Annotated in this window: 21 protein-coding genes; 9 read left to right on the top strand and 12 right to left on the bottom strand. The window is 69.2% G+C overall.

Annotation, left to right across the window (positions count from 1 at the left end; genetic code table 11):
- The first annotated feature begins 98 nt into the window (after window positions 1–98).
- The 3 genes from KGR00_RS02625 to KGR00_RS02615 all read left to right on the top strand — a co-directional run bounded on the left by KGR00_RS02625 (window position 99) and on the right by KGR00_RS02615 (window position 2,421).
- Window positions 99–560 (top strand): DUF4174 domain-containing protein, encoded by a 462-nt coding sequence (locus tag KGR00_RS02625; protein WP_224417769.1) that lies wholly within the window; start codon window positions 99–101, stop codon window positions 558–560.
- Window positions 557–1,522, top strand: coding sequence for an EamA family transporter (locus KGR00_RS02620; protein WP_129139037.1), 966 nt, complete (start codon window positions 557–559; stop codon window positions 1,520–1,522). The genes KGR00_RS02625 and KGR00_RS02620 overlap by 4 nt, the downstream gene beginning before the upstream one ends.
- 125 nt (window positions 1,523–1,647) lie before the next feature.
- Window positions 1,648–2,421, top strand: coding sequence for an EAL domain-containing protein (locus KGR00_RS02615; RefSeq protein WP_224417770.1), 774 nt, complete (start codon window positions 1,648–1,650; stop codon window positions 2,419–2,421).
- Window positions 2,422–2,424: 3 nt separating this feature from the next.
- On the opposite strand, the gene KGR00_RS02610 is transcribed toward KGR00_RS02615, so the two are convergent.
- The 7 genes from KGR00_RS02610 to KGR00_RS02580 form a co-directional block, all read right to left on the bottom strand.
- Window positions 2,425–3,717, bottom strand: coding sequence for a diguanylate cyclase (locus KGR00_RS02610; RefSeq protein ID WP_129139035.1), 1,293 nt, complete (start codon window positions 3,715–3,717; stop codon window positions 2,425–2,427).
- Window positions 3,718–3,826: 109 nt separating this feature from the next.
- Complete coding sequence (locus KGR00_RS02605; RefSeq protein WP_224417771.1) at window positions 3,827–4,639, bottom strand: electron transfer flavoprotein subunit beta; 813 nt, start codon at window positions 4,637–4,639, stop codon at window positions 3,827–3,829.
- The gene (locus tag KGR00_RS02600) at window positions 4,629–5,915 is read right to left on the bottom strand and encodes an electron transfer flavoprotein subunit alpha/FixB family protein (protein ID WP_224417772.1); all 1,287 of its coding nucleotides are present in this window, start codon (window positions 5,913–5,915) and stop codon (window positions 4,629–4,631) included. Before KGR00_RS02600 ends, KGR00_RS02605 begins: the two co-directional genes overlap by 11 nt.
- Window positions 5,912–7,894 carry a (Fe-S)-binding protein gene (locus tag KGR00_RS02595; RefSeq protein WP_224417773.1) on the bottom strand — a complete coding sequence of 661 codons (1,983 nt, stop codon included), beginning with the start codon at window positions 7,892–7,894 and terminating at the stop codon, window positions 5,912–5,914. The genes KGR00_RS02600 and KGR00_RS02595 overlap by 4 nt, the downstream gene beginning before the upstream one ends.
- Window positions 7,895–8,071: 177 nt before the next feature.
- Complete coding sequence (gene dgcA / locus KGR00_RS02590; protein WP_129139031.1) at window positions 8,072–10,156, bottom strand: dimethylglycine demethylation protein DgcA; 2,085 nt, start codon at window positions 10,154–10,156, stop codon at window positions 8,072–8,074.
- Window positions 10,157–10,166: 10 nt separating this feature from the next.
- A complete protein-coding gene (locus KGR00_RS02585; protein ID WP_129139030.1) occupies window positions 10,167–10,712 on the bottom strand; it encodes a 4-vinyl reductase in 546 nt (181 codons plus the stop codon).
- 112 nt (window positions 10,713–10,824) lie between these two features.
- Complete coding sequence (locus KGR00_RS02580) at window positions 10,825–11,802, bottom strand: dipeptidase (RefSeq protein ID WP_129139029.1); 978 nt, start codon at window positions 11,800–11,802, stop codon at window positions 10,825–10,827.
- A gap of 288 nt (window positions 11,803–12,090) precedes the next feature.
- Between KGR00_RS02580 and KGR00_RS02575 the strand changes: the two genes are divergently transcribed.
- The 5 genes from KGR00_RS02575 to KGR00_RS02555 all read left to right on the top strand — a co-directional run bounded on the left by KGR00_RS02575 (window position 12,091) and on the right by KGR00_RS02555 (window position 16,292).
- A complete protein-coding gene (locus KGR00_RS02575; RefSeq protein WP_224417774.1) occupies window positions 12,091–12,618 on the top strand; it encodes an XRE family transcriptional regulator in 528 nt (175 codons plus the stop codon).
- Window positions 12,615–13,346 carry an AzlC family ABC transporter permease gene (locus KGR00_RS02570; protein WP_224417775.1) on the top strand — a complete coding sequence of 244 codons (732 nt, stop codon included), beginning with the start codon at window positions 12,615–12,617 and terminating at the stop codon, window positions 13,344–13,346. Before KGR00_RS02575 ends, KGR00_RS02570 begins: the two co-directional genes overlap by 4 nt.
- On the top strand, window positions 13,343–13,693 hold the full coding sequence (locus tag KGR00_RS02565) for an AzlD domain-containing protein (protein WP_224417776.1): 351 nt from the start codon (window positions 13,343–13,345) through the stop codon (window positions 13,691–13,693). The genes KGR00_RS02570 and KGR00_RS02565 overlap by 4 nt, the downstream gene beginning before the upstream one ends.
- Before the next feature lie 141 nt (window positions 13,694–13,834).
- Entirely contained in the window at window positions 13,835–14,200 is a 366-nt protein-coding gene (locus KGR00_RS02560; protein WP_129139026.1) for a hypothetical protein, read from the top strand.
- Between the two features lie 10 nt (window positions 14,201–14,210).
- Window positions 14,211–16,292 (top strand): pyrroloquinoline quinone-dependent dehydrogenase, encoded by a 2,082-nt coding sequence (locus KGR00_RS02555; RefSeq protein ID WP_224417777.1) that lies wholly within the window; start codon window positions 14,211–14,213, stop codon window positions 16,290–16,292.
- A 116-nt stretch (window positions 16,293–16,408) separates the two neighbouring features.
- On the opposite strand, the gene KGR00_RS02550 is transcribed toward KGR00_RS02555, so the two are convergent.
- Window positions 16,409–17,287 carry an aldose 1-epimerase gene (locus KGR00_RS02550; RefSeq protein WP_224417778.1) on the bottom strand — a complete coding sequence of 293 codons (879 nt, stop codon included), beginning with the start codon at window positions 17,285–17,287 and terminating at the stop codon, window positions 16,409–16,411.
- Between the two features lie 86 nt (window positions 17,288–17,373).
- The gene (locus KGR00_RS02545; protein ID WP_224417779.1) at window positions 17,374–17,991 is read right to left on the bottom strand and encodes a LysE family translocator; all 618 of its coding nucleotides are present in this window, start codon (window positions 17,989–17,991) and stop codon (window positions 17,374–17,376) included.
- Between the two features lie 98 nt (window positions 17,992–18,089).
- On the opposite strand from KGR00_RS02545, the gene KGR00_RS02540 reads away from it, so the two are divergent.
- Window positions 18,090–18,284, top strand: a complete 195-nt coding sequence (locus tag KGR00_RS02540; RefSeq protein ID WP_224417780.1) for a hypothetical protein — start codon at window positions 18,090–18,092, stop codon at window positions 18,282–18,284.
- Window positions 18,285–18,339: 55 nt separating this feature from the next.
- Here the strand turns inward: KGR00_RS02540 and KGR00_RS02535 are convergent, their stop codons facing one another.
- The 3 genes from KGR00_RS02535 to KGR00_RS02525 form a co-directional block, all read right to left on the bottom strand.
- Complete coding sequence (locus tag KGR00_RS02535) at window positions 18,340–19,116, bottom strand: SDR family oxidoreductase (protein WP_224417781.1); 777 nt, start codon at window positions 19,114–19,116, stop codon at window positions 18,340–18,342.
- Complete coding sequence (locus tag KGR00_RS02530; RefSeq protein ID WP_224417782.1) at window positions 19,113–20,027, bottom strand: SMP-30/gluconolactonase/LRE family protein; 915 nt, start codon at window positions 20,025–20,027, stop codon at window positions 19,113–19,115. The genes KGR00_RS02535 and KGR00_RS02530 overlap by 4 nt, the downstream gene beginning before the upstream one ends.
- 13 nt (window positions 20,028–20,040) lie before the next feature.
- Window positions 20,041–20,886: dihydroxy-acid dehydratase (locus KGR00_RS02525; protein ID WP_224424109.1), on the bottom strand; the 846-nt coding region annotated here is incomplete at its 5' end.

Below are 20,886 nucleotides of genomic sequence, written 5' to 3'. Positions count from 1 at the left end.
GCGTTAGACCAAAGCACGAGGTCGTCACCACGACGGCTGGCGCCCGGGCGCCGATTCTGGTCTGCTGGTGGGCATCGCCGCTCTTCGAGGTCCCGAGGATGACTGCCCCGTTGCAACACGCCCGGCCCTGGCACGCCCTCCTGCTGTGGCTGACGCTGCTGGCCGGCCCGGCAAGCGCCGCCGAGAATCCGGCCAATCCGCTGATCACCGATCGCGGCCTGTTTCGCCCGCTGATCATCGTCGCCCCCGATGGCGAGGCCCCCGACTACCGGCGCCTGCGCGACGGCCTCAGCCAGCGTCACGCGGCCGCCGAGGCGCGCAAGATGCTGCTCTACACCGTCGTCGAGGGCGCCGGGCAACGCGCCGGCAAGCCGATGACCGACACCGAGACCCGCGCGTTGCTCGAGGCACTCGAGGTCCCGGCGACGGCGCCGCTGACGGTGATCCTGGTAGGTCTGGACGGCGGCAAGAAGATGCAGCTCGAGGGTTACGTGGCCCCCCGGCAGGTCTTCGAGATCATCGACAACATGCCCCTGCGGCGTCGCGAGTCGCAACCATGAGCCAGTTGACGAGCCAGCGAGCGTCGCCCTGGCTGGCGGCGATGCCCGGGCTGTTCGTGGTGCTGTGGAGCACCGGCTTCATCGGCGCCAAGTTCGGCCTGCCCTACGCCGCCCCTTTCGCCTTCCTGGCGATCCGTTTTGCCCTGACGCTGGCCGTGCTGGTGCCGCTGGCCCTGGTCCTGCGGGCACGCTGGCCGGAAACGCCCGCGCTCTGTCTGCACGCCGCGGTGACCGGCCTGCTGGTTCACGCCACCTACCTGGGCGGGGTGTTCTACGCCATCGACCGGGGGTTGCCGGCCGGGCTGGCGTCGCTGCTGGTCGGGCTGCAGCCGCTGCTGACCGCGGTACTCGCCCGGCCGCTGCTCGGCGAGCGTCTCACCCGCTGGCAGTGGCTGGGACTCGTGCTGGGCCTGGCGGGTGTGGTGATGGTGCTCGGCGGCAATCTCGCGCCGGATGGCGACGGCGTCTTCGACGGCTTCGGGATCGGCGCCCTGGCGTGCATCGTCGCGGCGCTGGCGGGCATCTCGCTCGGCACCCTCTATCAGAAGCGCTTCTGCCAGGCGGTGCCCCTGCTCGGCGGCAGCGTGATGCAGTATCTGGCGGCCGGCGTCGCGCTGGGGCTGGGGTCGCTGTGGCTCGAGGACGCGCCCGTGGTCTGGAACACGACCTTCGCCCTCACGCTGGCATGGCTGGTACTGGTGTTGTCGGTGGCGGCGATCCTGCTGCTGATGGCGCTGATCCGTCGCGGCGCGGCGTCGAAGGTCGCCAGCCTGTTCTATCTGGTGCCGCCGCTCACCGCGCTGGAGGCCTGGTGGCTGTTCGACGAGACCCTGGGCCCGGTGGCGCTGGCCGGCATGCTGGTCGCCCTGAGCGGCGTGGTGCTGGTGGTGCGCGGCCAGCGCCGAACGCCGGGGACACAAGCATCGCGCGTTGCTGCCGATAAGAGTGTCGGCACGCAATAGCATCGTCCGGGACGCCCGTCCCGGGCGATGCGACGGGTCATGTCGGCCCGGCACCGATAGCGGTATACCCTCGACGACGGCCGACGGGCGCCGCCAACGACAACGACCAGGGAGCGAAAAAAACCATGACGCATTGCGCACGGGTCGAGGAGCATTGTGGTCGCTGTGACCGGCCGTTGCCGTTCGCCTTCACCATGGCCTTCCAGCCGATCGTCGACGTCGCGCACGCCGAGATCATAGCCTACGAGGCCCTGGTGCGCGGCACGCAGGGCGAATCGGCCCGGGACATCCTGCAACGCCTCGACGACACCCTCCTCTACCGCTTCGATCAGGCCTGCCGGGTCAAGGCGATCGAGCTGGCCAGCCGCCTGGGCATGCGCGAAGTGCTGTCGATCAACTTCCTGCCCAACGCCGTCTACGAGCCCAGCGCCTGCATCCAGGCCACTCTGCAGGCCGCCGAGCGCCACGCCTGGCCGATCGAACGGATCAACTTCGAGATCGTCGAGAGCGAAGCGATCACCGACCGCGGGCATCTCAAGCGTATCGTCGACACCTATCACGCGATGGGCTTCTCCACCGCACTCGACGACTTCGGCACCGGCTACGCCAACCTCGACCTGCTCACCGAGCTGCATCCCGAAGCCCTCAAGCTCGACCGCCAGCTGGTGATGGGCATCGATCGCGACCCGCGACGTCAGATGCTGGTGCGCGCGGCGATCGTCATGGCCGAAGGGATCGGCTGCCGCCTGATCGCCGAAGGCGTGGAGACCGCCGCCGAGGCACGCTGGCTGCGCGCCGCCGGCATCAGCCGCCAACAGGGCTATTTCTTCGCCCGACCGGGCCTCGAGACGCTGCCCACGGTCGACGCCGAACGCTTCGCCGAACTCGACCGCGGCTGAGCGTCAGCTCGGCGCCACCCGGCCACGTCCGGCCTGCTTGCCGCGGTACAGGGCCCGGTCGGCGATCTCGATCAGGGCCTCGGCGGGCGTCTCGCCATCGTGACTGGCGGCGACGCCGATGGTCAGTGTCGGGCGCCGCGGGTCGCCCAGAGCCGCCTGTCGGACCTGTTCGCAGAGCCTTTCGGCGATCTGGCGCGTCTCCTCCTCGCCGCTGCCCGGGAGCACGGCGAGAAACTCGTCGCCGGCGTAGCGACCGACGTGGTCCTCGCTGCGCAACTGCCCGCGCAGGGTCCCGGCGATCCAGGCCAGCGCCCGATCGCCCGCCACGTGGCCATACTGGTCGTTGATCTGCTTGAAGTGGTCGACGTCGATCATCAGCACGCCGACCGGGGTCTGCGTGGCGGCGCTCGACGCCAGGGCGGCCTCGAGTGCCGCCAGGATCGCCCGGCGATTGGGCAGTCCGGTGAGCGCGTCCTGGTTGGCGGCGTCTTCCATGATGCGCCGCCAGGTCGCGAAGCGATGGGTCATGGCATTCAGATAGCCGGCGACGGTACCCAGCTCGTCACCGCCCCGGGTATCGGCACGTGCCGTCAGATCGCCCTCGCCGAGTCGCTGGACGGTACGCCCGAGATCCCGTACCGGGCGCACGATAGAGAGCACGATCAGCGCGAACAGTCCGGCGGCGATCAGCAGCGTCGCGCCCCAGGCACCGACCAACCATTCGAGCTGGCGCTGCTGGGCCCGGGTGGCCAGGGCGGCCCGCCGCTGGATCGCCGCCGACAGGTGGGTCTGGACCTGCTGCAGATCGTCGATGGCCGCGGTGAGACGCTGACGCACGGTGGCGAAGACCGGTGCATCGCCGGCCAGGTGCAGCGGCCGGGTCTCTTCGACCAGCCCCGCGATGGCCGGCCGTGCCGTCTGCCAGGCCGAGCGCGCCCGAGCCAGGCTTTGCTGCAACCGGTCACGCTCGGGGGCGGCGGCGGCAAGCTGCGCGAACAGCCGGTCGATGGCCCCGGTCAGGCCACCGTAGTCGGGCACGGCCTCGCCGGTCTCCGCCGCCAGGGCGTCGGTCAGGGCACGCTGCAGGTCGTACTCGAGAGTGGCCAAGGGCACCAGCAGCGTCACCGCCTCATCGACGGTACGCTGCAAGCGGGTTTCCTGACGCTCGAGTACCGACACGCTGACGACGATCAGCACCGTCATCGGCACCACCAGTACCGCGACCGCCAGCATCAACCGACGGCCCACGGGGAGTCGCCGCAGCAGCGACTCGATCTTGCGCAACGCTCGCTTCATGCCCCTCGCCGCCGCGGCGCTGATCGCACCGCGACGCCTTCGTGTCGAATGAACCCCAATTGGGCCGCATCGCGAGGATCATGACAAGTCAGGACGCCGAGGTACCGACTCAGTGGCGCAGCACGCCCTCTTCCTTGAGCAGGGTGAAGATCGCCTCGGCGCCCTGTTCGGGCGTGACATCGGTGAGCACCTGCCCGCCGCCGCCCTCGGCCTTGGCCGCAGCGGCCTTGAAGCGCTCCCGCGCCGAGCTGGCCTTGACGATCTTGAGCCGCTTGGGACGCGCCCGGGCCGGCTCCAGCGTCCACCCCGCCAGGGCATCATCCGTCTCGGCGGGCCGGATCTCGGCGCTCAGCGTCCCGCGCCGGGCCGGACCGTAGGCGCTCTGACGCGGCGCCGGCCCCGCCTCGTCGACGCTGATCAGCGCCGGCAGGCGCACCCGCAGGCGCCGCCGCTGGCCGCGTGGCAGTGCCTGGAGCAGCGTCGCCGTGCCGCCCTCGACGCTCTCCACCGCGGCGATGCCGGTGACCACCGGCCAGCCCAGCGCCTCGCCCAGCAGGTAGGGCAGAAGCCCCGACCCCTCGCCGGTCTCGGCCCGCGAGCCGGTGAACAGCAATTGCGGGGCCGATTCGCGCAGCGCCTCGAGCAGCGCCGGCAGCACGTCGGCGCCGGCGGGCTGATCGATTCGCGTCAGCGAGGCGAAGCCCATGCCCAGATAGTCCCGCAGCGCCGCCTCGCTGTCGGGGTCGTTGCGCCCGGCATGCATCAGGCGCACCCGCGCCGCCTCCAGGCCCAGGGCCAATTCCACCGCCCGGGCGTCATGATCGGCGCGCCGCGCGCGGGCGGTCAGCGGATGACGCCCCACCGAGACCAGCACCGCCACGTCGAGCCCGCCCGACGCCTGCTTCGTCGTGTCATGCGACATCACGCTGCTCCTCCGCCCCCTGGCGTTCGCGTTCGACCCTCGCCACCAGTGCCTCGAGAACCGCGCCGGCGTCGCCGATCACCGCGAGGTCGGCGCGCTTGATCATGTCGCAACCGGGATCGAGATTGATCGCGACCACCTTGTCGCAGCGCTGGATGCCCTGCAGGTGCTGAATGGCACCGCTGATGCCCACCGCCACGTAGACCCGGGCGGTGACCCAGGTACCGGTGGCGCCGACCTGGCGGTCACGCGGCATGAAGCCGTCGTCCACCGCGACCCGCGACGCCCCTTCGGTGGCACCCAGGGTCCGCGCGGCATGGTGATAGGCGTCCCAGTCGCGCACGCCGTTGCCGGCGGAAAGAATGAACTCGGCCTCGGCGAGTGCCACCCCGGCGGGATCCACCGCCACCGCGCCACGGTCCTCGATGCGCGTGAAGGCCTCGGGCAGCGGCTGGCTCAAGGTCAACGGGCGCGCCGCGTGATGCGTCTCGCTGACCGGTTCGGCGCACTCCGCCAGGGCCAGTGCGACGCGCGGCAGCGGCCGGCGCAGGTCATTGGCCCCCGCCGAGGCACGCGCCGTGCAGCGCCAGCCGGAGGGCGACTCGGCATCGGCCTCGACCTGCCAGACCTGGGTCGCGGCGCGCTCGCCGAGCCGCACCGCCAGACGCCGGCCAAGCTCGCCGCCGCCCAGCGAGGAATCCGGCAACAGCCAGTGACGCGGGGCAAGCTCGCGCTCCACGGCCTGCAGCGCGGCCAGGCGTGCCTCGGGGGCGTAACCATCGAAGATCGCCTCGTCGAACACCATCAGGCGGTCGATCCCGGCATCGCCGAAGGCCGTCTCCTTGTGGCTGCCGAAGGTCAGCGCCAGCACCGCACCGGGGCGCTCGGGGTCGGCATCGGCCAGTTGCCGGGCCAACCCCAGCAGGTCCCGGTCGTGGGACGACAGCCGGCCGCCGGTGAGGTCCGGCACCACCGCGATCAGGAACGCCGGATCTTCGATCGCCACGCTACGCCGCGTCGGCCCGGCCTGGCTACGGCGGCCCTGGGCGGCCTGGGCACCGCGCTGACCCCCGCTGCGATCGATGCGCTTGATGCCGTTGGGGCCGATGAAGCCGACGGCACGCGGGTTACGACGTACCAGTCCGCTGGGGCCGATCCATTCGCTGGGCGAGGCGCCCTCCCCGCCGAGTTCGGCGAGCACCGCGAAATGCTCGGGGTGCAGCCGGTTGCGGGCGATCCACTCCTTGCGCGGATCGCGACGGACGATATCGCTCATCCCATCACCTCCTCGGTCGTGCGCCGCGTATCGCTGGCGGCCGGCGCCGGTGTGGCGTCATCGCCGAGCGCCGCGGCGACCAGCTCGGCAATGTCCTTGATCTCGGCACGGTCCTCGGCCACCACGCCCTCGAGCATGGCGGTGCACTGCGGACAGCCCACCGCGACCAGCTCGGCGCCGGTCTCGCGCACGTCGTTCATGCGCATGTCGGGGATACGCTGCTTGCCGGGCACGTCGGTGATCGGCGCCCCGCCGCCACCGCCGCAGCAGCGCGAGCGGTAACCGGAACGCGCCATCTCGACCAGCTCGACACCGAGGGCCTCGAGCACCGCCCGGGGCGCGGCGTATTCGCCGTTGTAGCGCCCCAGGTAGCAGGGGTCGTGATAGGTCACCCGACCCAGCGCCGTCGGCGTGATGCTGAGCGCGCCGGCCTCGATCAGGGTGTGCAGGTAGGTACTGTGGTGGAAGACCTCGTAGTCGCCGCCCAGGGCGCCGTACTCGTTCTTGAGCACGTGGAAGCTGTGCGGATCGCAGGTCACGATGCGGTCGAAGCGATACTGGGACAGCGTGGCGATGTTGCGCCGGGCGAGACGCTGGAAGGTCGCCTCGTCGCCCAGCCGGCGGGCCACGTCGCCGCTGTCGCGCTCCTCGTTGCCGAGTACCGCGAAATCGACCCGGGCGGCGCGCAGCACCTTGACCAGCGAACGCAGGGTGCGCTGGTTGCGCATGTCGAAGACCCCGTCGCCCAGCCACAGCAGCACTTCCGCCTCGCCGCGATCGGCGATCAGCGGCAGGTCGAGATCCGCCGCCCAGTGCAGCCGCGAGCCGGGATCGAAGCCGCCGGGGTTGTCGGTGGCGATCAGGTTGTCGAGGACCTCGGCGCCCTTGTTGGGGGTCTCGCCGCGCTCCAGGGTCAAGAAGCGCCGCATGTCGACGATGGCGTCGACGTGCTCGATCATCATCGGGCACTCCTCGACGCAGGCGCGACAGGTGGTGCACGACCACAGCGTCTCGGCGTCGACCAGGGCGGTGCCTTCCCGGGCGACGATCGGCCCGTGGGGGTCGCCGGCGTGCTCGCCGACCGGCTTGCCCGGGTATGGACTGCCGGCGTAGCGGGCGTCACTGCCGCCGACCATGCCCACCACCATGTCCTGCACCAGTTTCTTGGGATTGAGCGGCTGGCCGGCGGCGAAAGCCGGACACACCGCCTCGCAGCGACCGCACTGCACGCAGGCGTCGAAGCCCAGCAACTGGTTCCAGGTGAAGTCGGCGGGCTTCTCGACGCCCAGCGGCGCGTCGGCGTCGTCCAGGTCCAGCGCCTTGAGCCCGGTCGAGCGGCCCTCGCCCCCGCGCTTGTCCGAAAAGCGCGTCGGCCGGCGATGGAAGGCCAGGTGCAGGGCACCGGCGAAGGCGTGCTTCATCGGCCCGCCCCAGGTCATGCCGAACACCAGTTCGGCCAGCCCCCAGGCCACCACCGCGGCGAGCAGTACCGCCACCAGCCAGCCGCCGGCGTCGGCGGGCAGCACGCCCACCGCCGGCAGGGTGACGGCGAAGATGCCCAGCGAGAACGCCATCAGGCTCTTGGGCAGACGCATCCAGGGGCCCTTGGACAGCCTCGCCGGCGGGTCGCGCCGGCGCCGGACGACGAACAGGCTACCCGCGAACATCGTCGCGCTGGCCGCCAGCAGCAGCCAGCCCAGCACGCCCTCGGCGAGCCCCAGGCCGTGGACGACGATCGCCAGCGCCATGGCGGCGACGAAGCCGCCGGCGGTAGCGACGTGGGTGTTGGACATCACCTTGTCGCGCGCCACCACGTGGTGCAGATCGACCAGATAACGCCGCGGCACCGCGGCCAGACCACGCAGCACGGGCACCGGCGACGGCCGCCCCTGGCGCCACAGGCGAATGCGCCGCACGGCGCCGATCGCCGCCAGCGCCAGGGCGGAGAAGATCAGGATCGGCAGGAGGATATCGAGCATGGTACTCACCTCTCCTCAATGAGGAGCTGTAAGCCTTAAGCTGTAAGCGGTAAGTCCCCCCCTTCTGGCGGAGATCCTTTCACAACCCGCATGGCGAGATGAGCCCCTCGGATGCTCACCTCGTCATGCGTTGGGAAGGTGCTCTTACAGCTTCCGGCTTACAGCTTATGACTGGGGTTAAAAGTCCTTGCAGATCCGCAGGGCATCGTAGATCGCCGCGTGCGTGTTGCGCGGCGCCGTGCAGTCGCCCAGCCGGAACAGCACGAAGCCGGCATCCGGGTCATCGTCCAGGGTCGCCAGCGCAGGCTGCGGCTGGATGGCGTAGAGCGCCTCGATGTCGACCTGCCCCTTGTTGCGGGAGCGTTCCTTGAGCGCGTAGTAGAGCGCCTCGTCGGGGCGTACGCCGTTCTCGACCACCACCTGGTCGACCACCCGCTCCTCCTGGGCGCCGGTGTACTCGTTCTCGAGCACCGCGACCAGGGCATCGCCCTCGCGATAGACCTTGTGCAGCGCCAGGTCGGAGGTCATGATCACCTCCTTCTCGTAGAGGCTGCGGTAATAGGTCGGGAAAGTGGTCCCGCCGACCGCCGCGCCGGGCTTGATGTCGTCGGTGACGATCTCGACCTTGGCGCCCTTGTCGGCCAGGTAGTCCGCCGCCGAGACGCCGGCGAACTCGCAGATGGTGTCGTAGATCAGCACGTTCTTGCCGGGCTCCACGGCGCCGCCGAGGATGTCCCAGGTGCTGACCACCAGGCTCTGTCCGCGATCCTCGGAATAGCCCCATTCGGGCACCTGCGACAGGAACGGCTGGCCGCCGGTGGCGAGCACCACGATGTCCGGCCGCAGGTCGGCGATGGTCGCCTCGTCGGCGCGGGTGCCCACGCGCAGGTCGACCTTGAGCCGCGCCAGCTCGAGCTGGTACCAGCGGGTGATGCCGGCGATCTGGTCGCGCTGCGGCGCCTTGGCGGCGAGCGTGATCTGGCCGCCGATCTGCTCCGATGCCTCGAACAGGGTAACGTCGTGGCCGCGCTCGGCAGCGACGCGCGCCGCCTCCATGCCGCCGGGACCGCCGCCGACCACCACCACCTTGCGCTTCGGCCCGTCGCTGGGGGCGATCTCGTGGGGCAGGCCCAGGTATTCGCGCGAGGTCGCGGCGTTCTGGATGCACAGCACGTCGAGCCCCTGATACTGTCGGTCGATGCAGTAGTTGGCGCCCACGCACTGCCGGATCTGGTCGGTCTGGCCCATCTTGATCTTGGCGATCAGGTGCGGGTCGGCGATGTGCGCGCGGGTCATGCCCACCAGGTCGACGTAGCCGCCCTCTAGGATACGGCTGGCCTGGTTGGGGTCCTTGATGTTCTGGGCGTGGATCACCGGCACGCTGACCACGTCCTTGATACCCGCCGCCAGGTGCAGGAACGGCTCCGGCGGATAGGACATGTTGGGGATCACGTTGGCCAGGGTGTTGTGCGTATCGCACCCCGAGCCGACCACGCCGAAGAAATCGATCATGCCGGTGGCATCGTAGTAGGCGGCGATCTGCTTCATGTCGTCGTGGGTCAGGCCGTCCGGGTGGAACTCGTCGCCGCAGATGCGCAGGCCGACCACGAAGTCGTCACCGACCTCGGCGCGCACCGCCTTGATGACTTCCATGCCGAAGCGCATGCGATTCTCGAAGCTGCCGCCCCACTGGTCCTCGCGCTTGTTGACGCGCGGACTCCAGAACTGATCGATCAGGTGCTGGTGCACGGCCGACAGCTCGATGCCGTCGAGCCCGCCTTCCTTCACGCGCCGCGCGCCCTGGGCGAAGTCGTCGATGACCCGCCAGATCTCTTCTTCCTCGATGGTCTTGCAGGTCGAGCGGTGCACCGGCTCGCGAATGCCCGACGGCGACAGCAGGGTCGGCCAGTCGAAGCCGTCCCAGCGCGAGCGGCGGCCCATGTGGGTGATCTGGATCATGATCTTGCCGCCATGCTTGTGCACGGCGTCCGCCAGGTTCTGGAAGTGCGGAATGATCCGGTCGGTGGAGACGTTGACCGAGCTCCACCAAGCCTGGGGGCTGTCGATCGACACCGGCGAGGAGCCGCCGCAGATGCACAGTCCGCAGCCGCCCTTGGCCTTCTCCTCGTAGTACTTGACGTAGCGATCGGTGGTCATGCCGCCGTCGGTGGCATGGACCTCGGCGTGGGCGGTGCTGACCACGCGGTTGCGAATGGTGAGATTGCCGATCTCGATCGGCTTGAACAACGCATCGAATGCCATCTCGGGAACCTCAACCTGCCAGGTAGTGACGGGGAACGACCGTGAAGCGGCCGACGTCGCAGCCTTCCTCGGCGGCGCTCTGGGTCTGCTCGGCGATGGTGCGCAGATCGCTGCCGCGGGCCTCGAGAATCTGGTCCATGGCCCCGGCGAACCAGCCGGTGAACATGTACTCGACCTTGCGCCCGACCTTGCCGAGCTGATAGACGAAGGCGCTGTGCTCGAGGCGCACCTGGGCGGTGCCGGCGTCGAGGTCGATCGCCTCGGTGATGAAGTGTCCCCAGCCGCGCTGGGAGAGCCGCGTCATGTAGTGCTCGAAGACGTCCACCCCCGCGAGGCCGTGGCATTCGGCCTCCTTCTCGCACCAGTACCAGGCGCTCTTGTAGCCGGCGTGGTAGAGAATCTCGGCGTATTTCTCGGCACCCAGCGCCTCTTCCACGGCGATGTGGTTGTTGATGAAGAAGTGGCGTGGCACATAGAGCATCGGCAGCGCGTCGGTGGTCCACACGCCGGTCTCGCTGTCCACTTCGATGGGCAGTTCGGGGGCCATTTTGGTCACGGTTGGATTCCTCGAATTATCGTTATAAGAAGAAAGAAGAGATAAGGGGGAAGAGGGTGGAAAAACGCGCGGCGGCCGCGCTCTTGCTCCTCTCCTCTTCCTTCTGAATGCTTTAGCTGCCCCAGACGTCCTTCAGGACGCGCACCCAGTTCTCGCCCATGATCTTGCGCACCTGGGTCTCGCTCATGCCGCGACGCAGCAGCGCCTCGGTGAGATTGGGGAACTCGCCGATGGTGCGGATGCCCTCGGGATTGATGATCGTGCCGAAGTTGGTCAGGCGCCGGGCGTAGCCCTTGTCATGGGTCAGCCATTCGAAGAAGTCCTGGTCGTGACCCTGGGTGAAGTCGGTGCCGATGCCGATGGCATCCTCGCCGACGATGTTCATCACGTACTCGATGGCCTCGACGTAGTCGTCGACGGTGGCGTCGACGCCGGCGCGCAGGAAGGGCGTGAACATGGTCACCCCGACGAAGCCACCGTGGTCGGCGATGAACTTGAGTTCCTCGTCGGACTTGTTGCGCGGGTGCTCCTTGAGGCCGGCGGGCAGGCAGTGGGAGTAGCAGACCGGCTTCTCGGAGGCCTCGATCACCTCACGGGAGGTCTTTTCGCCGACGTGGGACAGATCGCACATGACGCCCACGCGGTTCATCTCGGCAACGATCTCGCGGCCGAACCCGGACAGGCCGCCGTCACGCTCGTAGCAGCCGGTGCCGACCAGGTTCTGGGTGTTGTAGCACATCTGCACGATACCCACGCCGAGCTTCTTGAAGATCTCGACGTAGCCGATCTGATCCTCGAAGGCATGGGCGTTCTGGAAGCCGTAGATGATGCCGGTCTTGCCCTCCTCCTTGGCGCGGGTGATGTCGGCGGTGGTGTACACCGGGCGCACCAGATCGCTGCACTCGGCCATCAGGGCGTTGCTTCTGACGATGTTGTCGACCGTCGCCTGGAAGCCTTCCCACACCGACACGGTGCAGTTGGCGGCGGTCAGGCCGCCCTTGCGCATGTCTTCCAGCAGCGCGCGGTTCCACTTGGCGATGATCAGGCCGTCGATGACGATGGCGTCGTCGTGCAGGGCTTGCGGGGTCATGGTCGGCTCCCGAGGATTGGCGTCATGGCCGCAGAATAGCCCTGCGCCCGGCCGACTCGACGCTTGGAAGCGACGGGGGGAATCCCAAAAGCGTCATGGGTGTCGCTGATGCGACGTTGGCCGAGCGGACGGCCCCTCCCGCTGCGCCCTGCCCGAGCCCGCTACCGGCCTTGCCGGCCCCGTGCGGCGGGCGTTTCGGGCCACGCCGCGCAATTCATGGGTTGACGCCGCGTCGTTCCTTTTATAGAACGTTCTTTTTAGAGAACAGCCGATAGGTACGGAGCGCGCATGGACGAGCCGTCATTGCATACCCTGGGAAAGCACCTGCAGACGCTGCGCCAGCGCCGCGGCTGGTCGCTGTCGCAACTGGCGGCACGCGCGGGCATCGCCAAGTCGAACCTGTCGCGACTCGAACAGGGCGACGGCAATCCCACGCTGGATACCCTGTGGCGCCTGGCGATCCAGCTCGACGTGCCCTTCGGTGCCCTGGTCGCACCGATCACCGCCACGCTCGGCGAGGCGGGGGTCAGGGTCCAGTTGCTCGATCGCGGCCACGACATCCCGGCCGTGGATGCCTACTGGATGCACTGCGAGCCCGACACCGAGCGTCTCGCCGCGCCTCACTCGCCGGGAACACAGGAGACCATCTGCATGATCGGCGGCTCGCTCGCGGCCGGCCCCGTCGAGTCGCTGCAGACCCTGGGCGCCGGCGATCGGCACACCTTCGCCGCCGACCGCCCCCACGCCTATCGCACCACTCGCGAGGCGGCGACGTTTTTGGTGACGATCGTCTACGCCGGCGGGCAGCAACCATGAACGATGCTCGCTTGCACGACCCGTCGCCGGCCTGGAGGGCCGGGCTGCGCGAAGCGCTGCCGCTGCTCGGCGGGTATGTCCCGGTGGCGGTCTCGTTCGGCCTCGTGGCCGTCCAGGCGGGTTTCTCGACCTGGGAGGTCGTCGCCATCTCGACCCTGATCTACGCCGGTGCCTCGCAGTTCCTGTTCGTCGGCATGGCCGCCGGCGGCGCTCCGCTGTGGTTGACGGTGGCCCTGACGCTGCTGATCAACGTTCGCCACCTGGTCTATGCCCCCAACCTGGCGCCCTGGATGACCGCCAGCCGCTGGTGGCCGTGGCTGATGCACGGCCTGACCGACCAGATCTTCGCCCTGGCCCACACCCGCCTGCCGCAAATGCCGCCGGAGCGGCGCCTCGGCTGGTTCGCGGGCGCCGCGGGGCTGGCCTGGCTGAGCTGGATCGCCGGCAGTCTGCTCGGCGCCGTCGCCGGGGAATGGTTGACCCGGCGCTGGCCGCTGCTCGGCGAAGTGATGCCGTTCGCGCTGCCGGCGCTGTTCCTGGTACTGCTGGCACCGCGCTTCACCTCGCCACGCTGGTCGCTGGCGCTGGGCGTCAGCGTGGCGGCGGCGCTGGCGTTCTCCCTGGGTGGCTACACCAATGTCAGCATCCCCCTGGCGGCACTGTGTGGCGCCCTCTGCTTCCAGTTGGCCGGACAGCCTCGCCGGCCGGGCGCCGGAGGTGGCGCATGAACGGCTCGCTGTGGCTGGGCGTGGCGATCGCCGCGCTCGGTACCCTGGCCCTGCGCCTGGTTCCGTTGCTGTGGATGCGTCACCGCCTGCGTCGCCCCGGCAACGACGCCGATGCTGCCGGCGCCCTGCCCGCGTGGCTGAGCATGCTGGGGCCGCTGATGATCGCCGCACTGTTCGGTGTGTCACTGATCCCACAGCGCCAGGATCCCGTCGGCTGGTGCGCGACACTGGTGGGTATCGGCGCTACCCTGATCGTGTGGCGGCGCACCCGCACCCTGGGGTGGCCGGTGATCGCCGGTGTCGCCGCCTTCGGCCTGGTGGTGGCCGTGGCCCGGTTGAGTGGCTGAATGTCGGCGGTTGCAAACGCCGGCCCTGATAAAAGCCTACGACTTTCTGCTAATATCACGACCCCATCGTTTACCGGCTAACGATCTACGCCGGTCAGGACGCTCACATCGCCTTCGGTTTCCCAAGGAGAGAGAAACGCCATGTCGCAATCCGCCTCGTCCCGATCGGGCGCCATCCTGCTGCTAGCGGCCTCGCTGGCCGGGCTCGCCGTCGCCCTCTACGCCTATTTCACCCCGCTGACCGGCGTCAACGGCACGCTGGGCGCGCTGGTCGCCATTCTCGCCTGTGTCGTGCTCGCCATCCTGGCGCTCGGACTCGCCGCCGCCTCGGGTCGCGGTAGCCGTATCGCGCTGCGCGTGCTGATCCTGTTGGGGCTGGCCGGTACCGGCTTTGCCGGACTCCTGCTGCACCAATGGTGGATCACCGTCGCCATGGCCGTGGGTCTCGTCGGGCTGATCATCGACATGATCCGCTCGCCCCGTACCAACCGCCCCACCCATGCCTGAGGAGCACGCCATGTCGACCCCCCGATTCGCCCTGAAGCGTCTCGCCACGGCCACCGCCCTGACGCTTTGTGTCGTGCCCCTGATGGCCTCGGCCCAGACGCAGTCCGCGGACCCGCAACAGACACCCGATCAGCAGTCGACCGAGCCCCAGGCCCCGACGCCCGGGCAGACGGCGGACGCGACGAGCGACGCCGCCGCGGGCGACGAAGCCTCCGGCCCGCCGATTCCGCTGGTGCCCGAGACGCCGACCTGGGACAGCTTCCACGGTCAGCTCAACGCCCAGAAGTACAGCCCGCTCGATCAGATCACCACCGACAACGTCGACGATCTCGAAAAGGTCTGGGAAGTGCATACCGGCGACGTCTCCGACGGCTCGGGCGACTTGCCCGCCACGGTCTGGTCGGCGACTCCCATCTTCGCCAACGACACGCTCTACATCGGCACCCCGTTCTACCGGATCCTGGCGCTCGACCCGGCCACCGGCGAGCAGAAGTGGAGCTTCGACACCCAGTCCACGCTCGAGGCCATGACCCAGCCCGCGCTGAAGAACCGCGGCGTGGCCTACTGGGAGGCGGACGATCCGGTCGACGGCGAGCCGTGTCAGAAGATCGTCTACATCGGCACCATGGACGCCCGCCTGTTCGCCGTGGACGCCGATACCGGCAAGGCCTGCCAGTCGTTCGCCGACAACGGCGTGCTCGACGTCAACCAGTGGAACGACACCCACGCCAAGTGGCCGCTGTCGCTGCTGCAGCCGCCGACGGTGGTCGGCGATCACCTGATTCTCGGCTGGGCCGGCAAGGACTGGGCCTTCGAACAGGCGCCGCCGGGCACGGTGTTCTCCATCAACGCCCGCACCGGCGAGCGGGAATGGACCTTCCAGGCCTTGTCCGACGAAATGCGCGAGAAGAGCGGCACCGCCAACGTCTGGACGCACATGTCGGCCGACGAGGAACACGGCCTCGTCTACCTGCCGGTCTCCTCGCCCTCGCCCAACTACTGGGGCGGCAACCGGACCGAAGAGGCGCCGCTGGCGACCTCGACCACCGCGCTCGACGTGGATACCGGCGAAGTGGTGTGGTCACGTCAGTGGGTACATCACGACGTCTGGGACTACGACATCAATGCCGCGCCGACGCTGATGGACATCACCGTCGACGGCGAGCAGATCCCGGCGCTGATCCAGTCGACCAAGATGGGCTTTTTGTTCGTCGTCAACCGGCTGACCGGCGAGGACGTGTGGCCGATCGAGGAGCGCCCGGTGCCCCAGGGCGACGGTTCCGTGAAGGGTGAAAAGTACGCGGCGACCCAGCCCTTCCCGACCAAGCCCGCGCCGCTGCTCGACCAGTCCGAGAAGCCCAAGGTCTGGTGGCTGGCCGACGCGGTGAGCGGCGGCGAGTGTTCGGCGCTCTGGGACGAGCTCCACTACGAGGGCATGTACACGCCGCCCACCACCCAGGGCGAAGGGGCACTGACCTTCCCCGACAGCGCCGGTGGCGTACAGTGGGGCGGCGTGGCCTTCGATCCCGAGAGCCAGACCGCCATCGTCAACACCTCGCGGCTCGTGCAGTACGTCAAGCTGTACGATCGCCAGGCCTACGAGAAGGCCAACAGCGGCTCGGGCAACGAGAGCGGCTTCGCCCCGCAGACCGGGGCGCCCTATGGCATGCGCCTCGAGGTCGCCCTGAACTGGCTCGGCATGCCCTGCTGGGAACCGCCCTACGGCGAGATCGTCGCCCTGGACATGACCACCGGCGACGTGAAATGGCGTCGGCCCGTCGGGGCGTCCCAGCAGTACGGCTTCTTCATGCCCGAAAGCTGGGGCTCGCCGACCATCGGCGGCCCGGCGGTCACCGCCGGCGGCGTGGTGTTCATCGGCGCCTCGATGGATGCCAAGGTGCGCGCCTATTCGCTCGAGACCGGCGAGGAGCTGTGGGCGGATCAGGCCCAGGCGCCGTCCGTCTCGAACCCCGCAGTCTACGAGTACCAAGGGCGCGAATACGTGGTGTTCATCGGTGGCGGCAACACCATCCTCAAGCAGCAGGTCGGCGATCAGGTGGTCGCCTACGCACTGCCCGAGGACGAGGATTGAGCGCCACCCGGCGCTAGCAACCCAGGCGACGGGGCGAGCTCAGGCTCGCCCCGTTTTTTTGTCGGCGTAGTCACTTCAGCGCGTGGGCGCCTCGCGCCGCTTGGTCCGCTCGGTACTCAGGCCATGACCTGGAAGCGGAATCGCCCACGCAACGTCTGGCCCTTGGCGAGTTCCACCAACCCCTCCTCGAGCGGTGCCTGGGCATGATGGGCGTCGACCCGATGCGTGACCGGCTCGAAGCAGAAGAACGTCGCCTCACTGCCCGGCGAGTAGACCAGATAGCGCGGACAGGGCGGGTCGGTATCGATGAACAGGCTCAGGTCGCGCTCGGGCCAGTCCAGCCGGGCATGACCATTCCAGCCGGTGAACAGGTTGTCGATCGCGCCGTCGGGCAATGCCCGGCCATGGCGGAAGTCCCACTGCCCGGCGTCGTCGATACCGCGCCAGGCGGTGGGCAGTTGCGCGGCGTCGACGTCCCAGACGCCGTCGGCACCCGCCGTGACCGTCGCGCCGGGAGTTCGCGGGAACCAGGGATGCACGCCCAGGCCATAGGGCGCGGGCGTCTCGCCCCGATGGGTGACGACCAGCTCCACCGTCAGCGTGCCGCCATCGAGCCGATAGATCAGCCGCGAGCGGTAGTCGAACGGTGGCTGATGGGCGGACTCGCGCTCCAGGGTCACCTGGGTGGAGGCGCGATGGGCCACCCGCCAGACGCCCTGCCAGCCGTCACCGTGGATGGGCAGCGGCTCGCCGTCGCGGTTGGCGGCGAGCGGATAGTGCTCGCCCTGCCATTCGAAGCCCCCGCCGCTGATCCGGTTGGACCAGGGCACCAGCGGGTAGAGTCCCATGACGTTGGGGTCGTCGGAGTCGGGATCGCCCGGCCGGAACAGCGCCACCGGCCCGTCCCGGCGCAATGCCTCGAAGCGCACCACCGAACCGCCCACCTCGGGGGCGACCTCCAGGCGCAACAGGGTATTCTCGAGGGTCAGCGTCATGCCTTGGCTCCTTGATCGGTCGAATCGTCCCAGCATACCGCGCTCCTCGCTCCCGGGCCTTGCATCGCCGAGTGCAAGTGCCGAGTTCAGGTAGCGGGGCGTTTCAGCGTCATCAGGCCAAGACCGAAGAGCAACATCAAGCCGCCACTGGCCCGATTGAACCACTGCATGGCCTTGCCGCTACGCAAGTATTGGCCGATCTTGCTGCCCAGGACGGCATAGATCGCGATGGCCAGCACTTCCATCATCAGGAACAGCCCACCCAGGACCGTGAAGCTCAGCGCGTAATGTTCGGGTGTCACGAACTGCGGCAGGAAGGCGGTGAATATCAGGATCGCCTTGGGATTGCCGGCCGCGACCAGAAACTCCTGGCGCATCAGGCGCCATGCCGACTGCGGCGCCGCGTCCTCGAACGTCACCGCCTGTGGCTTGCTCATCAAGAGTTTGACGCCCAGCCAGGCCAGATAGGCCGCACCCAACCATTTCAGGGCCAGGAAGAACCACATCGATGTCGCCAGCAGTGTTCCCAGGCCGACGCCCGCTATCGTGATCATGGGGATGAAGGCGGCGATCCGACCCAGCGAGGCGATGATGGCCTTCAAGGGACCGACACGGGCGGCATTGGTCGTCGCCAACAGGTTGTTGGGGCCAAACGCCATGTTCAAGGCAAAGCACGCCGGCAGAAATGCCAGCAACAGCATCATGTCCACACTCCCCTCCTTGTCTCTTATCGTCGAACCCAAGCGCATTCTGTTCTTCATGGCCTTCATGCCGCAATTCGTCAATCCCGCCACCCCCCGTATTGCCCCAGCTGGCGATCCTCTTCTCGACGTTTCTGGGTGTCGGCATCGTCTCGGACCTGGGCTATACCCTGCTTTCCACCACGGGAGCCCGGTGGATGACGGCGCGCCTGCGCCGCTGCCTGCATCGCTGCGGTGCGGGCAGTCTGGTGGGTGCCGGCCTGTTGATGGCACTGGCACGCCGGCCGGCCGCCTAGCGCAGGCCGCCGCTGCCGCGACGCAACTCGCCCCCGACAGCGCCCCTCGGCCGGCTCAGTCGTGATGCACGGCGCCGCGCCCGCCGTCGATGGTGATGCAACTGGCGTTGATGAACGGCGCCTCGTCCGAGGCCAGGAACACGGCGGTCATGGCGACCTCCTCCGGGCGCCCCAGCCGCCCCGGCGGCAGCAGGGCCTCGATGCGCCCGCGCGCCGCCGCCGGGTCGTCGAAGGTCCGCCAGTGCGCCTCGACCGCCGGCGTGGCGATGTAGCCCGGCGCGATGGCGTTGACCCGCACACCGCGTGCCGCGTACTCGACGCCCAGTGCCCGGGTCAGACCGATCAGGCCGTGCTTGGCGACCGGGTAAGGAAAACAGCCGCGAATGATCGAGAAGGCATGGGTCGAGGCGATGTTGACGATCGTCCCGCCACCGTTGGCGAGCAGGTCCGGCAACACCGCCCGGCTGCACAGCCAGGCCCCTTCGAGATCGACGGCGAGACAGCGCCGCCAGGCATCGTCGGGCATCGCCAGCGGCTCGTGGAAGACGTTCATGCCGGCGTTGTTGACCAGCGTGGTCAGCGGCCCCAGCCGTTCGCGGGCCAGCGCCACGGCCATCTCGACCGAGGCCCGTTCAGCGATATCGCACTCGACGGCCAGCGTCCGATGCCCGGCTGAGGCTAGCTCCCCGGCCAGGCGCCGCGCGCCGTCAAGGTCGATATCGGCGAGACACACCGCCGCGCCCTGTTCGGCACAGGCCCGGGCGATCGCCGCACCGATGCCCGCCGCGGCGCCGGTGACGAAGACCCGCTTGCCGGCCAGCCGCGCGCTCACGCCGGCGCCCTCGCGGCCAGCCGCGTGGCCACCCGCGTGGCCACCCGCGCCGCCGGCAGGCCGCGAACGCCCGGGGTGACGCGGAACAGGCCGCCGGCCAGCGCCTCGCCATCGCGCTCGACGGCCGCCGTGGTGATGTAGAGCCGCTCGAGTTCGGGCCCGGCGAAGCAGCAGGAGGTCACCCGCGAGGCGGGTACCGGCAGCGTCTCGTCGAGCCGGCCGTCGGGGCCGAAGCGGCTGATCCGGCCGCCGTCCCAGTGGGCGACCCACAGCCCGCCCTCGGCGTCGCAGGTCATGCCGTCCGGGTAGCCCTGGGTGTCGCCGAAACGGATGTGCTCGCGGCGATTGCCGGGGGCGCCCCACTCGTCCAGGTCGAAGGCGTAGATCGTGCGATTGGGCGTATCGCTGTGATAGAGCGTCCGCCCGTCGGGGCTCAGCGCCGGTCCGTTGGCCACCCGGTAGCCGGCGTCGACGCGCGTCACGCCGCGCCCGTCCCAGCGATAGAGCGAACCGCTGGCTCGCTCGGCGGCATCGTCCATCGAGCCGAACCACAGCCGCCCGCGGGCGTCCGCCTTGGCGTCGTTGAAGCGGTTGCCGGCGGGCTCCTCGGGGGTCGGCCAGTCGGCGACGATCACCGGCCCTGCCTCACCCAGGCGCAGATGCACCAGCCGCGAGCGCAGCCCGGCAACGAAACCGTCACCGTCGTCGCGCGGCACCAGCCAGCAGGCCGGTTCGTCGAGCGACCAGCTACGCGCGCTCTGCGAAGCCGGGTCGAAGGCGTGCAGGCGCCCGCCGAGGATGTCGACGAACAGCAACTCCCCCTGCGCGCCACGCTCCGGGCACCACACCGGCCCTTCGCCGAGCATGGCCCGCCCCTGCCAGACGCATTCCAGCGTTGTCGCGGCAATCATCGTCGTGTCGTCCTCAATGCGAGTGCCGCGGCACCTCGGCGCCACGGCAGCCGACCAGGAAGTCGAAGTCGCAGCCCTCGTCGGCCTGCAGCACGTGCTCGATGTAGAGCTGGCGGTAGCCGCCGCTACTGGCGATCCGGCGCGACGCCGCGGTGGGGTCGTTCTCGGCCAGCCGGCGTTCGAGTTCGGCGTCGTCGACCTCCAGGTGCAGGGTGCCGGCGTAGGCGTCGAGCGCAATCCAGTCGCCGTTCTCGACCGCCGCCAGCGGGCCGCCAGCGGCGGCCTCGGGGGCGACGTGCAGCACCACGGTGCCGTAGGCGGTGCCGCTCATCCGCGCATCCGAGAGCCGCACCATGTCGGTGACGCCCTGCTCGAGCAGCTTGGCGGGCAGGCCCATGTTGCCGACCTCGGCCATGCCGTGATAGCCACGCGGCCCGCAGTGCTTCATGACCAGGATGTCGTCGGCGGTGACGTCGAGATCGGGGTCGTTGATGCGCGCCTTGTAGTCGTCGAAGTCCTCGAACACCACCGCGCGGCCGCGATGGGTCATCAGCTCGGGAGTCGCCGCCGAGGGCTTCAACACCGCGCCCTGGGGGGCGAGGTTGCCGCGCAGGATGCACATGCCGCCGTCCTCGCGCAGCGGATCCTCGAGGGGACGGATCACCGCGTCGTTGTACAGCGGGGCGTCCTTGACGTTGTCCCACAGCGTCTTGCCGTTGACGGTCAGGGCGTCCTTGTGGGGAATCCGCTCGGCCTCGCCGAGGCGCTTGAGTACCGCCGGCAGCCCGCCGGCGTAGTAGAACTCCTCCATCAGATAGCGCCCGGAGGGCTGCAGGTCGACGATCGTCGGCGTGCCGCG

It is taken from the genome of Modicisalibacter sp. MOD 31.J, from assembly GCF_020147985.1.
Lineage (GTDB): Bacteria > Pseudomonadota > Gammaproteobacteria > Pseudomonadales > Halomonadaceae > Modicisalibacter > Modicisalibacter coralii.
This window is presented reverse-complemented; position numbering and strand designations above follow the sequence as displayed.

What these genes read in the sequence shown, in the direction of transcription:
- KGR00_RS02625 (WP_224417769.1), top strand. Translation starts at nt 99, where the DNA reads ATGACTGCCCCGTTGCAACACGCCCGGCCCTGGCACGCCCTCCTGCTG.
- KGR00_RS02620 (WP_129139037.1), top strand. Translation starts at nt 557, where the DNA reads ATGAGCCAGTTGACGAGCCAGCGAGCGTCGCCCTGGCTGGCGGCGATG.
- KGR00_RS02615 (WP_224417770.1), top strand. Translation starts at nt 1,648, where the DNA reads ATGACGCATTGCGCACGGGTCGAGGAGCATTGTGGTCGCTGTGACCGG.
- KGR00_RS02610 (WP_129139035.1), bottom strand. Translation starts at nt 3,717, where the DNA reads ATGAAGCGAGCGTTGCGCAAGATCGAGTCGCTGCTGCGGCGACTCCCC.
- KGR00_RS02605 (WP_224417771.1), bottom strand. Translation starts at nt 4,639, where the DNA reads ATGTCGCATGACACGACGAAGCAGGCGTCGGGCGGGCTCGACGTGGCG.
- KGR00_RS02600 (WP_224417772.1), bottom strand. Translation starts at nt 5,915, where the DNA reads ATGAGCGATATCGTCCGTCGCGATCCGCGCAAGGAGTGGATCGCCCGC.
- KGR00_RS02595 (WP_224417773.1), bottom strand. Translation starts at nt 7,894, where the DNA reads ATGCTCGATATCCTCCTGCCGATCCTGATCTTCTCCGCCCTGGCGCTG.
- dgcA (WP_129139031.1), bottom strand. Translation starts at nt 10,156, where the DNA reads ATGGCATTCGATGCGTTGTTCAAGCCGATCGAGATCGGCAATCTCACC.
- KGR00_RS02580 (WP_129139029.1), bottom strand. Translation starts at nt 11,802, where the DNA reads ATGACCCCGCAAGCCCTGCACGACGACGCCATCGTCATCGACGGCCTG.
- KGR00_RS02575 (WP_224417774.1), top strand. Translation starts at nt 12,091, where the DNA reads ATGGACGAGCCGTCATTGCATACCCTGGGAAAGCACCTGCAGACGCTG.
- KGR00_RS02570 (WP_224417775.1), top strand. Translation starts at nt 12,615, where the DNA reads ATGAACGATGCTCGCTTGCACGACCCGTCGCCGGCCTGGAGGGCCGGG.
- KGR00_RS02565 (WP_224417776.1), top strand. Translation starts at nt 13,343, where the DNA reads ATGAACGGCTCGCTGTGGCTGGGCGTGGCGATCGCCGCGCTCGGTACC.
- KGR00_RS02560 (WP_129139026.1), top strand. Translation starts at nt 13,835, where the DNA reads ATGTCGCAATCCGCCTCGTCCCGATCGGGCGCCATCCTGCTGCTAGCG.
- KGR00_RS02555 (WP_224417777.1), top strand. Translation starts at nt 14,211, where the DNA reads ATGTCGACCCCCCGATTCGCCCTGAAGCGTCTCGCCACGGCCACCGCC.
- KGR00_RS02550 (WP_224417778.1), bottom strand. Translation starts at nt 17,287, where the DNA reads ATGACGCTGACCCTCGAGAATACCCTGTTGCGCCTGGAGGTCGCCCCC.
- KGR00_RS02545 (WP_224417779.1), bottom strand. Translation starts at nt 17,991, where the DNA reads ATGATGCTGTTGCTGGCATTTCTGCCGGCGTGCTTTGCCTTGAACATG.
- KGR00_RS02530 (WP_224417782.1), bottom strand. Translation starts at nt 20,027, where the DNA reads ATGATTGCCGCGACAACGCTGGAATGCGTCTGGCAGGGGCGGGCCATG.